The sequence below is a fragment of the Streptomyces sp. MAI_2237 genome, from assembly GCF_054189285.1.
In genome coordinates, this window is sequence record NZ_JAJPGQ010000009.1 from 1223550 (window position 1) to 1238737 (window position 15188).

Annotated in this window: 16 protein-coding genes and 1 pseudogene; 10 read left to right on the forward strand and 7 right to left on the reverse strand. The window is 72.5% G+C overall.

Annotation, left to right across the window (positions count from 1 at the left end):
• Positions 1-77 precede the first annotated feature (77 nt).
• Positions 78-642, forward strand: a pseudogene (locus LN251_RS40985) (NAD(P)H-dependent oxidoreductase).
• Between the two features lie 106 nt (positions 643-748).
• On the opposite strand, the gene LN251_RS40990 reads toward LN251_RS40985, so the two are convergent.
• Positions 749-1654, reverse strand: coding sequence for a LysR family transcriptional regulator (locus LN251_RS40990; protein WP_458249207.1), 906 nt, complete (start codon positions 1652-1654; stop codon positions 749-751).
• A gap of 118 nt (positions 1655-1772) precedes the next feature.
• On the opposite strand from LN251_RS40990, the gene LN251_RS40995 reads away from it, so the two are divergent.
• Positions 1773-1967 (forward strand): hypothetical protein, encoded by a 195-nt coding sequence (locus LN251_RS40995; protein WP_458249208.1) that lies wholly within the window; start codon positions 1773-1775, stop codon positions 1965-1967.
• 22 nt (positions 1968-1989) lie between these two features.
• Here LN251_RS40995 and LN251_RS41000 read toward each other — a convergent pair whose 3' ends face one another.
• The 3 genes from LN251_RS41000 to LN251_RS41010 form a co-directional block, all read right to left on the reverse strand.
• Positions 1990-2871: an LLM class F420-dependent oxidoreductase gene (locus LN251_RS41000; RefSeq protein ID WP_458249209.1), complete on the reverse strand. Its 882-nt coding sequence runs from the start codon at positions 2869-2871 to the stop codon at positions 1990-1992.
• A 138-nt stretch (positions 2872-3009) separates the two neighbouring features.
• The gene (locus LN251_RS41005; protein ID WP_458249210.1) at positions 3010-3363 is read right to left on the reverse strand and encodes a hypothetical protein; all 354 of its coding nucleotides are present in this window, start codon (positions 3361-3363) and stop codon (positions 3010-3012) included.
• A gap of 19 nt (positions 3364-3382) precedes the next feature.
• Positions 3383-3916: a 2'-5' RNA ligase family protein gene (locus tag LN251_RS41010; protein WP_458249211.1), complete on the reverse strand. Its 534-nt coding sequence runs from the start codon at positions 3914-3916 to the stop codon at positions 3383-3385.
• A 145-nt stretch (positions 3917-4061) separates the two neighbouring features.
• On the opposite strand from LN251_RS41010, the gene LN251_RS41015 reads away from it, so the two are divergent.
• Positions 4062-4520, forward strand: a complete 459-nt coding sequence (locus tag LN251_RS41015) for a MarR family winged helix-turn-helix transcriptional regulator (protein WP_383677240.1) — start codon at positions 4062-4064, stop codon at positions 4518-4520.
• A gap of 168 nt (positions 4521-4688) precedes the next feature.
• Positions 4689-5900, forward strand: coding sequence for an MFS transporter (locus tag LN251_RS41020; RefSeq protein WP_458249212.1), 1212 nt, complete (start codon positions 4689-4691; stop codon positions 5898-5900).
• Between the two features lie 61 nt (positions 5901-5961).
• On the opposite strand, the gene LN251_RS41025 is transcribed toward LN251_RS41020, so the two are convergent.
• Positions 5962-6882, reverse strand: a complete 921-nt coding sequence (locus LN251_RS41025) for a LysR family transcriptional regulator (protein WP_458249213.1) — start codon at positions 6880-6882, stop codon at positions 5962-5964.
• 219 nt (positions 6883-7101) lie between these two features.
• Between LN251_RS41025 and LN251_RS41030 the strand changes: the two genes are divergently transcribed.
• The 5 genes from LN251_RS41030 (at position 7102) to LN251_RS41050 (ending at position 12088) form a co-directional block, all read left to right on the forward strand.
• Positions 7102-8346, forward strand: a complete 1245-nt coding sequence (locus LN251_RS41030) for an MFS transporter (RefSeq protein WP_458249214.1) — start codon at positions 7102-7104, stop codon at positions 8344-8346.
• Between the two features lie 364 nt (positions 8347-8710).
• Positions 8711-8893 (forward strand): hypothetical protein, encoded by a 183-nt coding sequence (locus LN251_RS41035; protein WP_458249215.1) that lies wholly within the window; start codon positions 8711-8713, stop codon positions 8891-8893.
• Complete coding sequence (locus LN251_RS41040) at positions 8890-10077, forward strand: CaiB/BaiF CoA transferase family protein (protein WP_458249216.1); 1188 nt, start codon at positions 8890-8892, stop codon at positions 10075-10077. The genes LN251_RS41035 and LN251_RS41040 overlap by 4 nt, the downstream gene beginning before the upstream one ends.
• A gap of 54 nt (positions 10078-10131) precedes the next feature.
• Complete coding sequence (locus LN251_RS41045) at positions 10132-11298, forward strand: acyl-CoA dehydrogenase family protein (RefSeq protein ID WP_458249217.1); 1167 nt, start codon at positions 10132-10134, stop codon at positions 11296-11298.
• A complete protein-coding gene (locus LN251_RS41050) occupies positions 11291-12088 on the forward strand; it encodes a GntR family transcriptional regulator (protein ID WP_458249218.1) in 798 nt (265 codons plus the stop codon). The genes LN251_RS41045 and LN251_RS41050 overlap by 8 nt, the downstream gene beginning before the upstream one ends.
• Here the strand turns inward: LN251_RS41050 and LN251_RS41055 are convergent.
• On the reverse strand, positions 12055-12762 hold the full coding sequence (locus tag LN251_RS41055) for an SDR family oxidoreductase (RefSeq protein ID WP_458249219.1): 708 nt from the start codon (positions 12760-12762) through the stop codon (positions 12055-12057). The genes LN251_RS41050 and LN251_RS41055 overlap by 34 nt on opposite strands.
• A gap of 103 nt (positions 12763-12865) precedes the next feature.
• On the opposite strand from LN251_RS41055, the gene LN251_RS41060 reads away from it, so the two are divergent.
• Positions 12866-13711 (forward strand): helix-turn-helix transcriptional regulator, encoded by an 846-nt coding sequence (locus tag LN251_RS41060; RefSeq protein WP_458249220.1) that lies wholly within the window; start codon positions 12866-12868, stop codon positions 13709-13711.
• A gap of 422 nt (positions 13712-14133) precedes the next feature.
• On the opposite strand, the gene LN251_RS41065 is transcribed toward LN251_RS41060, so the two are convergent.
• Positions 14134-15156, reverse strand: a complete 1023-nt coding sequence (locus LN251_RS41065) for a LacI family DNA-binding transcriptional regulator (RefSeq protein ID WP_458249221.1) — start codon at positions 15154-15156, stop codon at positions 14134-14136.
• Positions 15157-15188 lie beyond the last annotated feature (32 nt).

A 15188-nucleotide genomic window follows, 5' to 3' on the forward strand; every position in this document is an offset into this window, starting at 1 on the left:
CCGGTTAAGGTGCTAGAAATCAAACGGACCCCGGTCCGGATTTCTCACGGCACCGTTTCAGAATCTTTGGAGTTCGCATGTCTGTTCGCATCCTCGCGCTCGTCGGCAGCCTTCGCGCCGGTTCGACCAATCGCCAGCTCGCCGAGGCGGCCGTCAAGTTCGCGCCCGAGGGCGCGGACGTCGAGATCTTCGAGGGTCTGTCCGAGATCCCGTTCTACAACGAGGACATCGACGTCGAGGGCAGCGTCCCGGAGGCCGCCGCGCGCCTGCGCGCCGCCGCCCAGGCCCTCCGACGCGTTCCTGCTCTTCTCCCCCGAGTACAACGGCACCATTCCGGCCGTCCTGAAGAACGCCATCGACTGGCTGTCCCGCCCCTACGGCGCCGGTGCCTTCGGCGGCAAGCCGGTGGCCGTGGTCGGCACCGCGTTCGGCCAGTACGGCGGCGTGTGGGCGCAGGACGAGGCCCGCAAGGCCGTGGGCATCGCCGGCGGCAAGGTCATCGAGGACCTCAAGCTGTCCATCCCCGGCTCGCTGACCCGCTTCGCCGAGACCCACCCGGCCGACGACGCCGAGGTCGCCGCGCAGCTGACCGAGGTCGTCGCCCGCCTGCACGGCCACGCCGGCGAGGCCGTCGCGGCCTGACACCGGATACCGGTACCGGCCAGGGCCGGGCCGCGTCGGGAACCAGCCTCGGTTGGTTCCCGACGCGGCCCGGCCCTTCGCCGTAGGCCCCCCGACTCGGCCCGGGTCACGCCACGGCCGTAGGCGCCAGCCGGTGGAGTTCCTCGAGCGCGGCCGCGACCGCGGGGCGTTCACGCGCGCCTCGGCGGGTGCAGGTGAGGAGGGTGCGGTGGGGGTTACCCGTACAGCGCACCCGGGTGATCGGCAGGTGGGGGGTGAGGTGGGCCAGTCGCGGGATGAGGGCCACGCCGAGGCGGTTGGCGACGAGGTGGGCGATGACGTTCCAGTCCAGGGCGTGATGGACGACATGGGGACTGAAGCCGGCTCTGCCGCACGCGGACATCACGTGCAGGCGGCACGGGCTCTCCGGCACGGGCGCGATCCAGGTCTCGTGCGCGGCGTCGGCGAGGTCGGCGCGCTCGCGCCCGGCCAGTGCGTGCCCTTCCGGTACGACGAGGTCGAACGGGTCCTCCAGGAGCGCCCGCTGGTCGAAGCGGGCGTCGCTCAGCGGCGGGTTGAGCGGTGTGGCCTCGACGACCGCCAGGTCGGTCTCCCCCTCGAAGAGCAGGTCGAAGCTCTCCGGCAGGGCCGCCTCCCGGACCCGGACGGTCAGCCTCGGATGCCGCTCCCGCAACCGCGCGGCCATCGGCGCGAGCAGCACCGACACGGCCACCGGGAAGCCGCTGACGCGCAGGGGTCCGGCCGGGTCCCCGTGGTCGGCGCGCAGGTCCAGCTCGGCCTGCTCCCAGCGGGCCTGGATGGCGTCGGCGTGCGCGAGCAGGGTCAGGGCGGCCGGGGTCAGCCGTACCCCTCGCCCCTGCGGTTCGAGGAGGTCGACGCCGAGTTCGCGGGCGAGCTGGCGGATCTGCTGGGAGGCGGCGGAGGGCGTGAAGTGCAGCGCGCGGGCGGCCGCGGTGACCGTGCCGTAGTGGGCGACCGCCCGCAGGACGTGGAGCCGACGCAGGTCAATCATGAAGGCCACGCTTCAAGGTCGGCTCCGACAAGTCAACCTGGACGTGTACGAATTCCGTGCCGCACCCTGGTGGTGTCGCGACGGTCAACCGCCCCCGACGTACGAGGAGTCTGCCGCCATGACCAGCACCACCGGCGCCGGCGCCTGCCCGCACTGCGGCTGGCCGGACGGCGCCGAGCCCTTCCAGGTGGTGTCCCGGCACGTCACGGCCGCCGGCGGCACACTGTGGACCCGTTGCGCCTGTGGTTCCCTGCAGATCCGGACGGTCGACGGCTGCGGCACCCGCGTGGTGTCCCGCAGCCGCCCCGCCTGACGGCGGGCCCTGTCCGCTCGGCTCAGTCCAGGTCGGCGAGGCGCGCGACAACCGGGGCGACGAACCGCTCCATCCAGGCCGCGGTCTCGCCGAGACGGGGCGCGAGGATCACCGTGTCGATGCCGAGCCCGCGGTAGCCGCCGATGTCCCGCAGGAACGTCTCGAGGTCGCCGTCGGTGGCGGCGTCGCCCGTGTAGGCGATGGTCTTGCCGATGCGGTCGTAGTCGCGCCCCAGGGTGTCGCAGTGCCCGCGCAGCACGCCGAGCTTGTGCCGGACCTCCTCGGGAGAGGTGGCGAACAGATTGCAGGCGTCGCCGTACTGCGCGACCAGGCGCAGGGTCTTCTTCTCGCCGCCGCCACCGATCATGATCTCGGGGTGCGGGCTGCTGACCGGCGGCGGGACGCACAGGGTCTCGGCGAGCCTGTAGTACCGGCCCTCGAAGGGGCCGTCGGCGTCCGGGTCCCACATCTGCAGGCAGATCCGCAGGGTCTCCTCCAGCCGCTCGAAGCGCTCGGCCAGCGGCGGAAACGGTACGCCGAGGCCCTCGTGCTCCCGGTCGTACCAGGCGGCGCCGATCCCGAGGGTGGCCCGGCCGCCGGACAGCACGTCGAGCGTGGTGACGATCTTGGCCAGCAGGCCGGGGTGACGGTACGTCACTCCGGTGACGAGCGCGCCGAGCCGGACCGTGGAGGTGCGGGCGGCGAGGTAGGCGAGGGTCGTGTAGGCCTCCAGCATCGGGTCCTCGGCACCGCCGTTGAACTCCATCTGGAAGTAGTGGTCCATGACCGACAGCCGGCTGACCCCGGCGGCCTCGGCCGCGGCGCCCGCGGCGGCGAGCTCGCTGCCGAGCGCGGCCCCGCCGCCCCCGTGGTCGAACCGGTTGATGTGTACGCCCACCCGCATGTCGGTCTCCGTTCGCCGGACCTGCATCCCTGGCGGCCGACGCTAGTTCTTCGAGCGCTGTCGAAGTCAAGGACGGGCGGCACCCGGTGACGCGGGGCCCGCCGCCCGGCGTCCGCGCGGGTGGAGGCCACCGGCTTCCTACCTGAACTCGTGCACGACCTGGATCTCGCCGACGATGTGGGCGTTGAACTCGTCGAGTTCCTCGGCGGGCACCCACAGTTCGAGGATCGTCTCGCCGCCCGCCCGCTGCACGGGATAGCGGCTGACGAACTCCGAGTCGACCTCGAAGCGGGTGACGAATCCCGCGCCGTCGTGCTTGACGTTCCAGTCGCGGGCGATCTTGACGGCGTAGTCCTCGTTGAGCACCGGGTAGAAGATCGGCTGCTCGGGCAGCCGGGGCGGCCAGGCGCGCCAGTCGAGTGCGCGGACCAGGTCGAGTTCCTTGGGGCCGGTGGGTCGCCAGAGGGTGGTGGTGGGGCGCGGGCCGGCCATGGTGTGCTCCTGAAGAGGGCTAACGGAGTGCGAACGACGCCCGATGCTGCCACTCCCGTCCGCTGAACACCACAAGATCCACCGTCGGCACACGCGCGGTGAACGGCAGGGCCGCTCGCAGGCCCGCCTCGATCTCGTCGAGCACCGCGTCGTCCTGTCCCTGGGCGACCGTCAGATGCGGGTGCGCCTCGTACTTGCCGCCGTACGGCGGGACCTCGGGCCAGCGGTCGACGACCGCCTCGGTGAGCCGGCGGAACGGGAGGTCGGGCTCGGGGGCGAGATAGAGCACCCCGGGGAAGCGTCCGCAGGTCTCGAACCGCGTGTCGAAGGACGGATGCCGTCCGAACATCTCGTCGAGGACGGCGCAGGTGCCGGAGCTGACGAGGGAGGCGTGCAGGAACGGGAAGAGCACGGTGACGTGTGCCGGGACACCGGCCCGGGCCGCGGGGTCGTAGCGCTCCCGCCAGGTCCGGACGGCGGGCTCCGCCTCCGGTACGGGCACGACGAGTGCCGTCTGCCCGGCTACGAAACGGTCGGAATCCTCGGCTGTCATGCCATGGATGTATCAGCAGGATCCGGGTCGACGCGACTCCGGTCCCGCGTGTCGGTTGCAGGCGCGGTATATGTGCCCAAGCCGACAATTTCGCCGGTGTCCTATCCTGGACCGCAGGCACTTCGGGACGGAGGACCAGGGCCCCATGACCGCGACAGATCCGGCGCTCACCGCCCTCGCTCAGGGCTGGTGCGCCCTCTCGCTCCTGCACGGCAGGATCGAGGCCCACATCGAGCGCGCGCTGCAGGCGGCGCACGGCCTGAGCGTGCGGGAGTACTCGCTGCTGGACGTGCTGAGCAGGCAGCACGACGGCGAGGGCGGCCATCTGCAGATGAAGCAGGTCGCCGACGCCGTCGTACTCAGCCAGAGCGCCACGACCCGCCTGGTGACCAGGCTCGAGGACCGCGGGCTGCTGACCCGCTACCTGTGCCCGACGGATCGGCGCGGCATCTACACCAACGTCACCGACTCCGGTCTCGACCTGCTGGAGCGGGCCCGCCCCACCAATGAGGCGGCCCTGCGCGAGGCCCTGGACGAGGCCGCCCGGAACCCGGAGCTGGCACCGCTGGTCAAGGCGGTCGAGACGCTCCGCGTCCCCGCCTGACACCCCGGCCCCCGCGAGCGGCAGCGCTGCGGGGGCTTTCGCTTGCCCAACTACTTGCAGACACGCACTACCCGCTTCCAACTTTGAGTGCGCTTGCATTTAACCCGCGCCTGCAACTATTGTCGACGCTTGTAAGCGACACACGCAATCGCCTGGAAGGTACTTCCCATGCCTCTCGCCCTCCTGGCCCTGGCCATAGGGGCCTTCGGGATCGGCACCACCGAGTTCGTGATCATGGGCGTGCTGCCCGAGGTCGCGGGGGACTTCGGCGTCTCCATCCCCACGGCCGGTCTGCTCGTCTCCGGCTACGCCCTGGGCGTAGTCCTCGGCGCCCCCCTGCTGACCGTGCTGGGCACCAGGGTGTCCCGCAAGAAGATGCTCATGTTCCTCATGGGCCTGTTCGTGGTGGGCAACACGCTCTCCGCCCTCGCACCCAGCTTCGGCGTCATGCTCGCCGGCCGGGTGGTCGCCTCCCTGGCGCACGGCGCTTTCTTCGGCATCGGGTCCGTCGTCGCGGCCGGCCTGGTCGCGCCCGAGAAGAAGGCCTCGGCGATCTCCCTGATGTTCACGGGCCTGACCGTGGCCAACGTCGTGGGGGTGCCGTTGGGGACGTACATCGGTCAGGCCGCCGGCTGGCGGGTCACGTTCGCCGCCGTCGCGGTCCTCGGCGTCGCGGGTCTGCTGGGCGTGGCCAGGCTGGTGCCGGAGACGGGCCGCCCCGAGTCCGCCTCGGTCCGCACGGAGCTCGCCGCCTTCCGCAACGCGCAGGTCTGGATCGCGATGGCGATGACGGTCCTCGGCTTCGGCGGGGTCTTCGCCGCGGTCACGTACATCACGCCGATGATGACGGAGGTCGCCGGCTACTCGGCCGGCGCGGTCACCTGGCTGCTGGTGCTGTTCGGGGCGGGCATGTTCCTGGGCAACCTGGTGGGCGGCCGGTTCGCCGACCGGGCCCTGATGCCGATGCTGTTCACCGCCCTCGGCGCGCTGTCCCTGACCCTGCTGCTGTTCACGGCGACCGCGCACCACAAGGTGCTCGCGGCGATCACCCTGACCCTGGTCGGCGCCCTGGGCTTCGCCACCGTGCCGCCGCTGCAGAAGTGGGTCCTCGACCAGGCCTCGGCCGCCCCGACGCTGGCGTCGGCCGCGAACATCGGCGCCTTCAACCTCGGCAACGCGCTGGCCGCGTGGCTGGGCGGCGTGGTCATCTCCGCCGGGTTCGGCTACACCTCGCCCAACTGGGTCGGCGCGCTCCTGACGGGCAGTGCGCTGCTGCTCTCCTTCCTGGCCGCCTTCCTGGACCGCCGCACCCGCTCGGCCGGGCGGGTCGTGACGGGTTCGGCCCGGGCCGGCAGCGCCCCCGCCCCGGCACGGCGCTGAGCCCGCCCGACGCGGGTGAGGCCGTCTCCGCGAAGCGCGAGAGGGACCTGACCGGCGCCGCTCAGCGGGCCCACTTCGGGGTCCAGGTGTCCGCGCTCCGCCGGACGGTGCCGAGATGGGCGCGCAGCGCGGCCAGTGTCGGGTGCGGGTTGGCGGCGCGCCAGATCAGCGAGTGCGGGTACACGGGCGTGGGGTCGCGCAGCGGGATGCGGCGCAGGCCGTGGCCGGCCGGCCAGACCATACGGGTCTGCACGCCGACGAAGGTGGCCAGGTGCGGGGAGTCGGCGATGGTGTCGAGGAGCGGCTCGGTGCCGAAGTCCGGGCCGGTGACCTCGATGGTGAAGCCGAAGGCCGCGCCCAGGTCGTCGTAGAAGGCCGCCCATTCGGTGCCGGCGACGTTGCCGGGCATCCAGATCCGGTGCCCGGCCAGCTGGGCGGGCGTGACGGCATGGGCGGCGGCGAGCGCGTGCCCGGGACCGGTCAGCAGCTCCAGGGCCTCGTCGTGGACGCGGGCCGCGGCGATGCCGTCGGGCAGCCGGTGCGCGGGGAAGGTGAGGGCGCGGAAGGACGCGTCGATCGTGCCGGTGCGCACCGCGGAGATCGCCGTGTCGGCGTCGAAGAGGGTCACGACGTCGAGCGCGGTCTCCGGGTACGCGTGGTGGAAGTCCCGGACGAGGTCGGCCGGTGCCAGGCGGCGCCCGATCACGTCGACGCGCAGGGCGCGCCGCCCCGGCCGCACCGAGGCCGCGGCCCGCTCCTCGGCCCGCAGCATGTCACGGGCGTGCGGCAGGAAGACCTGCCCGTCCACGGTGAGGAGGGCGCCCCGGGCGGTGCGCGTGAACAGGCGCGCGCCGAGGTCGCGTTCCAGCGCCGCGATCCGCTTGGAGACGGCCTGCTGGGTGATCTCCAGGGTCAGGGCCGCCTCCCGGAACCGTCCGGCGTCCGCGACGGCCACGAAGGTACGTACTGCGTCGAGATCCACGGCCTCTTTCTACACGCGCGGCGATACGGCGCCGCGCCCTTGGGCACACCATCGGCCGTCGCGGGCCCGGCGCTCGACCACAACCAGCGGTTGTCACACAGTCAGCGCTCCACCACAACCACCGGTTGTCGTGGGCCTGGCGTGTCGGTTGTTTGCTCCCGGGCCGCGTGAGCGGCTTTGATGGCGCCGGTCGGATTCGGGCGGGACGGGGAGACGGGCATGCGGGGCGGGCGATCGCTGGGGCGGCGGTTCGAGTGGCTGTGGGCGGCGTACGCCGTCAGCGCGCTCGGCACCTGGCTCGCCTTCGACGCGTTCTCCCTGATCGCGGTGATCGTGCTGCACGCCGGGGCGACCGAGGTCGCGGTGCTGTCGGCGGCCGGGCTGGCGGTGGGGGCGGTGGTGGCGACGCCGCTCGGGCCGTGGATGGAGTTCCGGCACAAGCGGCCCGTGATGATGACCATGGACCTGGTCCGCTGCCTGGTGCTGCTGACCGTTCCGGCAGCCTACGCGCTCGGCACCCTCACCTTCGTACAACTCCTGGTTGTGGCGGTCGTCGTGGGAGCGGCCGACATCGGTTTCACGGCCGCGAGCGGGGCCTTCGTCAAGTCGCTGCTGCCGCCGGAGGACCTGCTGACCGCGAACGCGCGCTTCGAGGCGACGCAGTGGAGCGCGACCATCCTCGGGCCGCCGCTGGGCGGGGCCGCGATGGGCGTGTTCGGGCCGGTGACGACCGTCCTGGCCAACGCCCTCAGCTTCCTGCTGTCGGCCGCCGGGATCCGCGCGATCGGCGGGACGGAGACTCCCCCCGTGCGCGCGGACGGGCCGTCTCCGGCCGGTGGTCTCCTCGAGGGCTGGCGGTACATCCTGGCCCATCCGGTGCTGCGGCCGCTGTTCTTCAACACCGCGCTCTACAACGCCCTGATCATGGTGTCGCTTCCGCTGCTCGCCGTGCTCATGGTCGGCGACCTCGGGTTCTCGGCCTGGCAGTACGGTCTGGCGTTCTCCGTGCCGAGCGTCGGCGGGCTGATCGGCTCGCGGCTGGCCCGCAGGCTCGTGCCGCGCTTCGGGGAGCGCCGGGTGCTGCTCACCTCGGGCTGGCTGCGCGCGTGCTGGCCGGTCGGCCTGGCCTTCGTCGGACCGGGGACAGCCGGACTGGTGCTCGTCATGGTCGTGGAACTCGGCGTGATCATGTCCTGTGCCGTCTTCAACCCCGTGTACGCCACCACCCGGCTGCGGCAGACGGACGCGGACCGGGTGGCCCGCACGCTCTCCGCGTGGTCGGTCACCAACAAGGCGACGGCCGCCGCGATGACGGCCCTGTGGGGCCTGCTGGCCGGCGTGACCGGACCCCGCGCGGCGATCGCGATCGCCGGGGTCCTGGTACTGGCCACACCACTGCTGCTCCCCCGCCGTGTCGACGCCCCGCCGGAGCCGGCACCGTTGCGCGCGGAGGAGGCGGCCTGACGGCACGTGCGGCCCCGGCGCACCGCGACCGCACACCGGGTCGCCGGGACGCCGGTCACGCCTCAGCCGCCACGTCCGCCCGGGCATGGGCCTCCTCGCGGTGGCTCGCGACGCGCAGTGCCGCGGGTTCGGATGTGGAAGGGGCAACGGGGCTCCCGGGGGTGCCGGACCAGGTGCCGTATTGGTGCGTACAAAGCCCCGGCATGGTGCGGAGGCCGTCTCCGCCGCGTCAAGGGCGGGCCGCGAGCCACTGCTCAGGTGGCTGCTGCCGCCGTTGACAGGGTTGTGGATTTGGCCGTACAAAGCTGCGGGAAGGGCCCATTCCACCGTACGAGCAGCAGGTACCGAACCTCCAGGGGGACCGTTGACCGTCGCCCCAAGGCTCGACCGGTGGGCCCACGGCCACCGCGCGACGCCGGACGACCTGGCGGAGGGCACCTTCTCCCTGCCGTACTCGGTGGCCGCGGCGCTGCCGGACGGACCGACCTGGGCACGCGCGGGCGAGTTGCCGCGGACGCGGTTCCCCCATCACCACCCGGAGGCATGACCGTGCGACTCCCTCTGTCCGGCATCACCGTGGTCAGCCTCGAACAGGCCGTGGCCGCGCCCTACGCCACCCGTCAGCTGGCCGACCTCGGCGCCCGCGTGATCAAGGTGGAACGGCCGGGCGAGGGCGACTTCGCGCGCCGCTACGACACCACCGTGCACGGCCACTCCAGTTATTTCGTCTGGCTCAACCGCTCCAAGGAATCCCTCACGCTGGATCTGAAGGACCCGCGCGGCAAGGAGATCCTGCATCAACTCCTCGCTGAAGCAGATGTGCTGGTGCAGAACCTGGCCCCGGGGGCGGCCGGCCGGCTGGGCCTCGGCGTGGACGCGCTGGCCGAACGGTATCCGCGGCTGATCCCGTGCACGATCTCCGGCTACGGCACGAGCGGCCCCTGGTCCGACCGCAAGTCCTACGACCTGCTGGTGCAGTGCCAGACCGGGCTGGTGTCCCTGACCGGGACGCCCGAGGAGACCGCGCGGGTCGGCATCTCCGTCGCCGACATCGCCGCCGGGATGTACGCCTACACCGGCGTCCTGACCGCCCTGTACACGCGGGCCACGACCGGGGCGGTCCACCCCGTGGAGGTGTCCCTGTTCGAGGCCCTGGCCGAGTGGATGGGCCAGCCCGCCAACTACACCCGCTACGGCGGCAGTCAGCCCGCCCGTCTGGGCACCCAGCACGCCACCATCGCCCCCTACGGAGCCTTCCCGACCGCCGACGGCGGGCAGGTGCTGTTCTCCATTCAGAACGAGCGCGAATGGGCGGCCCTGTGCGCGCGGTTCCTGGAACGGCCGGAGCTGACCGACCACCCCCGCTTCGCCACCGGGTCCCTGCGGGTGGCCCACCGGGAGGAGCTGAACGCCATCGTCGCCGAGCGCCTCGCCCGCTCCGACGCCGAGGAGGTCCTCAAGGACCTGGAGGACATCGGCATCGCCTGCGCCGGGGTCAACGACGTCGCCGCGTTCCTCGACCACCCGGTGCTGGCGGGACGCGGACGCTGGCGCGAGGTGGCCGTGCCCGGCGCCACCGTGCAGGCACTGGTCCCGCCCGCCGACCTCGCGGGGGTGCCCGCCCGCATGGACCCCGTACCGGACGTCGGCGAGCACACGGAGACGATCCTCGCCGCACTCGGCCGGACCGCGGCCGACATCGAGGCGCTGCGCGCCGACGGCGTCGTCTGAACACCCGGGGGCCGCGAGCACCGCCACCGTTCCGGATGATGTGGAGATCCGCCGATGAGCGTTCTGGACATCCTCTCCGCCGACGAACAGCTCGTCGTGCGGACCGTGCGCGCGTTCGTCGACAAGGACGTCAGACCCGTCGTGCGCGAGCTGGAGCACACCGACACCTATCCCGCGGCCCTCATCGAGCGCATGAAGGAACTCGGCGTCTACGGGCTGGCCATCCCCGAGGAGTACGGCGGCACCCCGGTCTCCATGCCCTGCTTCGTGCTGGTCACCGAGGAACTGGCGCGCGGCTGGATGAGCCTGGCCGGGGCGATGGGCGGGCACACGGTCGTGGCGAAGCTCCTGCTGTCGTACGGCACGGAGGAGCAGAGGCGGCGGTACCTGCCCCGGATGGCCACCGGCGAGGTCCGCGCGACGATGGCGCTCACCGAACCGGGCGGCGGTTCGGACCTCCAGGCGATGACGACCGTCGCGCGCCGCGAGGGCGACGAGTACGTCGTCGACGGGGCGAAGACGTGGATCACCAACGCGCGCCGTGCCGGGCTGATCGCGCTGCTGTGCAAGACCGACCCGGCCGCCCGGCCGCGCCACGCGGGCATCTCGGTGCTGCTGGCCCAGCACGGCCCTGGCCTGGTCGTCTCCCGGGACCTGCCCAAGCTGGGGTACAAGGGGGTGGAGAGCTGCGAGCTGTCCTTCGAGGGCCACCGGGTGCCGGTGGACGCCCTGTTGGGCGGCGTGGAGGGGCAGGGCTTCGCCCAGATGATGAAGGGACTCGAGACCGGCCGCCTCCAGGTCGCCGCCCGGGCGCTGGGCGTGGGGCGGGCCGCCCTGGAGGACTCGCTGCGCTACGCCCAGGAGCGGGAGAGCTTCGGCAAGCCCATCTGGCGCCACCAGTCCGTCGGGAACCACCTCGCCGACATGGCGACGAAGCTCACCGCAGCCCGCCAGCTGGTGCTGTACGCGGCCCGCGAGGCGGACGCCGGACGCCGGGTGGACATGGAGGCGGGCATGGCGAAGCTGTTCGCGTCCGAGACGGCGATGGAGATCGCGCTCGACGCGGTCCGGATCCACGGCGGTTACGGCTACTCGACGGAGTTCGACGTCGAGCGGTACTTCCGGGACGCCCCGCTGATGATCGTCGGCGAGGGCACCAACGAGATCCAACGCAACGTCATCGCGCGCCAGTTGGTGGCGCGCGGCGGTCTCGATGGCTGAGCGGCCGCAGCGGCGGAGCACCTATCTCCGGCTGGCCCGCGAGCTGCGGGCGGCGATCCTGCGCCACGACTATCCCGACGGGGTGCGGCTGCCCACGGAGGCCGAGCTGGCCGGCGCGTACGCGGTGAGCCGGCAGACCGTACGGCGGGCCTTCCAGGACCTGGTTGCCGAGGGACTGGTGTACCGGGTGCCGGGGCGCGGCACCTTCGCGACCCCCCGGGAGGAGCGGTACCTGCGGCAGTTCGGCTCGGTCAACGACCTGATGGGGCTGTCCGTCGACACCCGCATGGACGTCGTCACGCCCCTGCACCGCCGGGTGGACGTCGACGCGGCGGGCCGCCTCGGCCTCCACACCGACCGGGTGCACAAGCTGGCGTTCCTGCGACGCCACGAGGACGTCGCGTTCTGCCACACGTCGGTCTGGCTGCCGCCCGCCGTCGGCCGACTCCTGGAAGACGTAAGGGAGTTGACGCTGCCAGGCTCGCCCAGCGCGTTCACCGTGATCGGCCTGCTGGACCGGCGGCTGCCCGAGCCGATCGCCGAGGCCGAGCAGAGCATCACGGTCGCCGAGGCCACCGCGGACCTCGCCGAGCACCTCGGCTGCGCGCCCGGCCGCGCCCTGCTGCGCATCGACCGCGTCTACCGGACCGTCGCCGGCCGGCTCGTCGAGCTCGCCGTCAGCCACTTCCTGCCGGAGCACTACTCGTATCGCGTACGACTACGACGCAGCGGTGCCCCGGCCGGTTCATCCCCGGCTCACCAGGGCAGCGGTCCGTCGACGTCGAAGTAGCCGCCGGTCGGGCCGTCGGGGCCGATCCGGGCCATACGCACGATGACCTCGGCGCCCTGCTCGACGCTCTGGGTGCCCGTGTTGCCGTTCAGATCGGTCTTGGTGAAGCCGGGTTCAACGGAGTTGACCCGCATGTCCGGGAACGCCTTCGCGAACTGCACGGTGAGCATGTTGACGGCCGCTTTGGACGTCGGATAGGCGACACCCGGGTAGAAGTGGGCGGGGTGAGCGGGGTCGGAGAGGTGGGTCAGCGAGGCCAGGCCGCTGCTGACGTTGACCACGACGGGGGCGGCCGAGCGGCGCAGCAGCGGAAGGAAGGCGTGCAGGACCCGTACCACGCCGAAGACGTTGGTCTCGAAGGTCGTGCGCATGTGGTCGGCGGTCACGGTCTCTGCGACGGGCACGCTGTTGTCGTCGGTCCGGGTCTCGATCCCGGCGTTGTTGATCAGCACGTCGAGACCGCCGGCGGCCTCGACGGTCTTGACCGCGGCGTCGACGGAGGCGTCGTCGGTGACGTCGAGCTGCACGAATCGGGCGCCCAGTTCCTCGGCGGTCCGGCGGCCGCGCTCGGCGTCCCGGGCGCCGACCCAGACGGTGTGCCCGGCGGCGAGGAGGCGGCGGGCGGTCTCGCGGCCGAGACCTTTGTTGGCTCCGGTGATAAGTGTTGTCGTCATGCCGTCCACCGTGCCGCGCGGCACAGGGGGCAGCCAGTCGCCTCTTCTTCCTGGGACTGCCGGTACCAGGCACATCCGGGGCCGACGGTGTTCACTGGGCTGTATGGCGGCCACGGAACTCGGACAGGCACTGCGGCGTTGGCGCGACCGGGTCTCCCCGGACGCGGCCGGACTGCCCTCGGGAGGCCACCGCAGGGCGGCCGGTCTGCGGCGCGAGGAGCTGGCGCTGCTGGCCGGGATCTCGGTCGACTACATCACGCGTCTGGAACAGGGCCGGGCGGTCAACCCCTCGGCCCAGGTCGTCGAGGCGCTGGCGCGGGCTCTCAGGCTGTCGGGGGACGAGCGGGCGTACCTGTTCGGGCTGGCGGAGCTGGTTCCGCCGGGACCGGACGTGGTGCCCGGATACATCACGCCGAGCGTCCAGCGGCTGCTGGACCGGCTGGTCGACACGCCCGTGGGCGTCACCGACGCGGCGATGAACCTGCTGCTGGCCAACCCGATGTACGCGGCGCTGATGGGCGATCCGTCCCGGCTGCGGGGCCCGGAGCGCAATGGCGCGTGGCGCAACTTCATGGGGGTGCCGAGCCGGGTGCGGCACACGCCCGAGGAGCGGCGCTCCTTCGAGGCCGGGATCGTCGCCGAGCTGCGCTCGACCGCCGCCCGCTACCCGGCCGATCGCCAACTCCAGCGGCTCATAGCGGAGTTGAGGGCCAACAGTCAGCGCTTCGCGGAGCTGTGGGAGGCGGGCGTAGTGGGCCGGCTCCAGGCGTCGCACAAGACGATCGACCACCCGCAGGTGGGCCTCATGACCCTCGACTGCGACCTGCTGAGGGTCGAGGAGAACGACCTGCACATCCTGGTCTACTCGGCCGAACCCGGCACGGAGGCCGCGGAGAAGCTGCAACTGCTGTCCGTCCTCGGCACCCAGAACCTGATCGACCAGGGCTAGGGCGTGCGAAAGTCCCGTCGTCCGCCCGAAGGGCGGGCCCTGCGGCGTCTGGTGCGTGCGATCGCAAGGCGCCGGAGCGCGCTGATGGCGGAGCTGTTCGGGCGTTTCGGCAACGCCGCGAGCGCACGTGCCAGACGCCGCGGGGCAGGCGGGCTTTCGACACACGCCCTATGGGCCACAGGCCCCGGGTTCCTGACCCGCGCGCGACGGCCGGGTCGGCGAAGAGCGTGCCCACCCCACCTGGCCGACGGTCCATGGCCCCGAGCATGCCGGGCCCTGTGCGCAGGATCCGGTCAGCCGGAGGCGGGCCCGCTCGGCCGGCGGAGGGCTCGTGGCACCGGGAACGCCGGTCGCCGGGCCGGTGGCCGAGGTGGTGGTCCAGGGCGCACCGACGCGTCGCCGGGACCGCCGTGCCCGGCCGCTCACGTCGACTCCCGCACCACCAACCGGCACGGCACCGTGTGCACCCCGGGTGCCGGTTCGGCGTCGATGGCCTCCAGCAGTTTCAGTGCGGCGATGCGGCCGATCTCGGTGAGGTTCATGTCGATCGTGGTGAGGGGCGGCCGGCAGGCCAGGGCCATGGTGTCCCAGTTGTCGTAGCCGACGACCGCGATCTTCCCGGGGACGTCCAGGCCGCGCTCGCGCAGCGCGTCGGCGACACCGCGGGCTATCTGGTCGTTGCCGCAGAAGAAGGCGTCCGTGTCGGGCGCCGTGCGCAGCACCGCGTCCGCCGCCCTGCGGCCCCACGCCTCGCTCCACTCCCCGAAGTGGACGCGGCCACCGGAGAGCCGCAGGCCGGAGCGGTCGAGGACGTCGACGGCGTGGCGGGCGCGGTCGCGGGCGGCCGCGTGGTGTTCGGGGCCGGTGACATGGGCGATCCGGGTGCGCCCGGTGGCGATCAGGTGCTCTACGGCGAGCTGGGCGCCGCCCCGGTCGTCCGAGGCGACCGAGGTGTCGGCCGGGTCGGTGGACGGCGACAGGGCGTAGACGATCGGAATGCCCTCGACCCCGCTCAGGGGCGGGCGGGGGTCGGTGCGGCGGCCGGTGACGATGATGCCGTCGACCCGCCGGTCCATGAGGTTGCGCAGGTGGTGCTGTTCCCGGATGGTGTCGCCCCGGGTGTCGCACAGCAGCACGGAGATCTTGCCGGCGCCCAGCGCGTCCTCGGCGCCCAGCAGGACCGGGGTGCTGAAGCGGCCGATGCCGTCCGTCGTCATGAGCCCGACCGTCCAGCTGCGGCCGGTGTGCAGGCTCTGCGCGTGCTGGTTGGGGCGGAACCCGAGCCGCTCCACGGCGTCCAGCACCCGCTGCCGGGTCTCCGGACGCATCCGGCCGCTGCCGCTCAGCGCCTTGGAGGCCGTGCCCACACTGACGCCGGCCAGCGCGGCGACGTCGGCGAGCTTCGCCCGGCCTGCGGAAGGGGAACGGGGAGCGGCTTCAGTCACGGGCAATCCTTTTCTCAGCGGCGGTGTCCGAC

Bases quoted from the DNA above. Each gene is read 5' to 3' on its own strand.
- LN251_RS41045 (WP_458249217.1), top strand. From the start codon at position 10,132: ATGAGCGTTCTGGACATCCTCTCCGCCGACGAACAGCTCGTCGTGCGG.
- LN251_RS41040 (WP_458249216.1), top strand. From the start codon at position 8,890: ATGACCGTGCGACTCCCTCTGTCCGGCATCACCGTGGTCAGCCTCGAA.
- LN251_RS40990 (WP_458249207.1), bottom strand. From the start codon at position 1,654: ATGATTGACCTGCGTCGGCTCCACGTCCTGCGGGCGGTCGCCCACTAC.
- LN251_RS41055 (WP_458249219.1), bottom strand. From the start codon at position 12,762: ATGACGACAACACTTATCACCGGAGCCAACAAAGGTCTCGGCCGCGAG.
- LN251_RS41005 (WP_458249210.1), bottom strand. From the start codon at position 3,363: ATGGCCGGCCCGCGCCCCACCACCACCCTCTGGCGACCCACCGGCCCC.
- LN251_RS41030 (WP_458249214.1), top strand. From the start codon at position 7,102: ATGCGGGGCGGGCGATCGCTGGGGCGGCGGTTCGAGTGGCTGTGGGCG.
- LN251_RS41050 (WP_458249218.1), top strand. From the start codon at position 11,291: ATGGCTGAGCGGCCGCAGCGGCGGAGCACCTATCTCCGGCTGGCCCGC.
- LN251_RS41000 (WP_458249209.1), bottom strand. From the start codon at position 2,871: ATGCGGGTGGGCGTACACATCAACCGGTTCGACCACGGGGGCGGCGGG.
- LN251_RS41060 (WP_458249220.1), top strand. From the start codon at position 12,866: ATGGCGGCCACGGAACTCGGACAGGCACTGCGGCGTTGGCGCGACCGG.
- LN251_RS40995 (WP_458249208.1), top strand. From the start codon at position 1,773: ATGACCAGCACCACCGGCGCCGGCGCCTGCCCGCACTGCGGCTGGCCG.
- LN251_RS41010 (WP_458249211.1), bottom strand. From the start codon at position 3,916: ATGACAGCCGAGGATTCCGACCGTTTCGTAGCCGGGCAGACGGCACTC.
- LN251_RS41020 (WP_458249212.1), top strand. From the start codon at position 4,689: ATGCCTCTCGCCCTCCTGGCCCTGGCCATAGGGGCCTTCGGGATCGGC.
- LN251_RS41015 (WP_383677240.1), top strand. From the start codon at position 4,062: ATGACCGCGACAGATCCGGCGCTCACCGCCCTCGCTCAGGGCTGGTGC.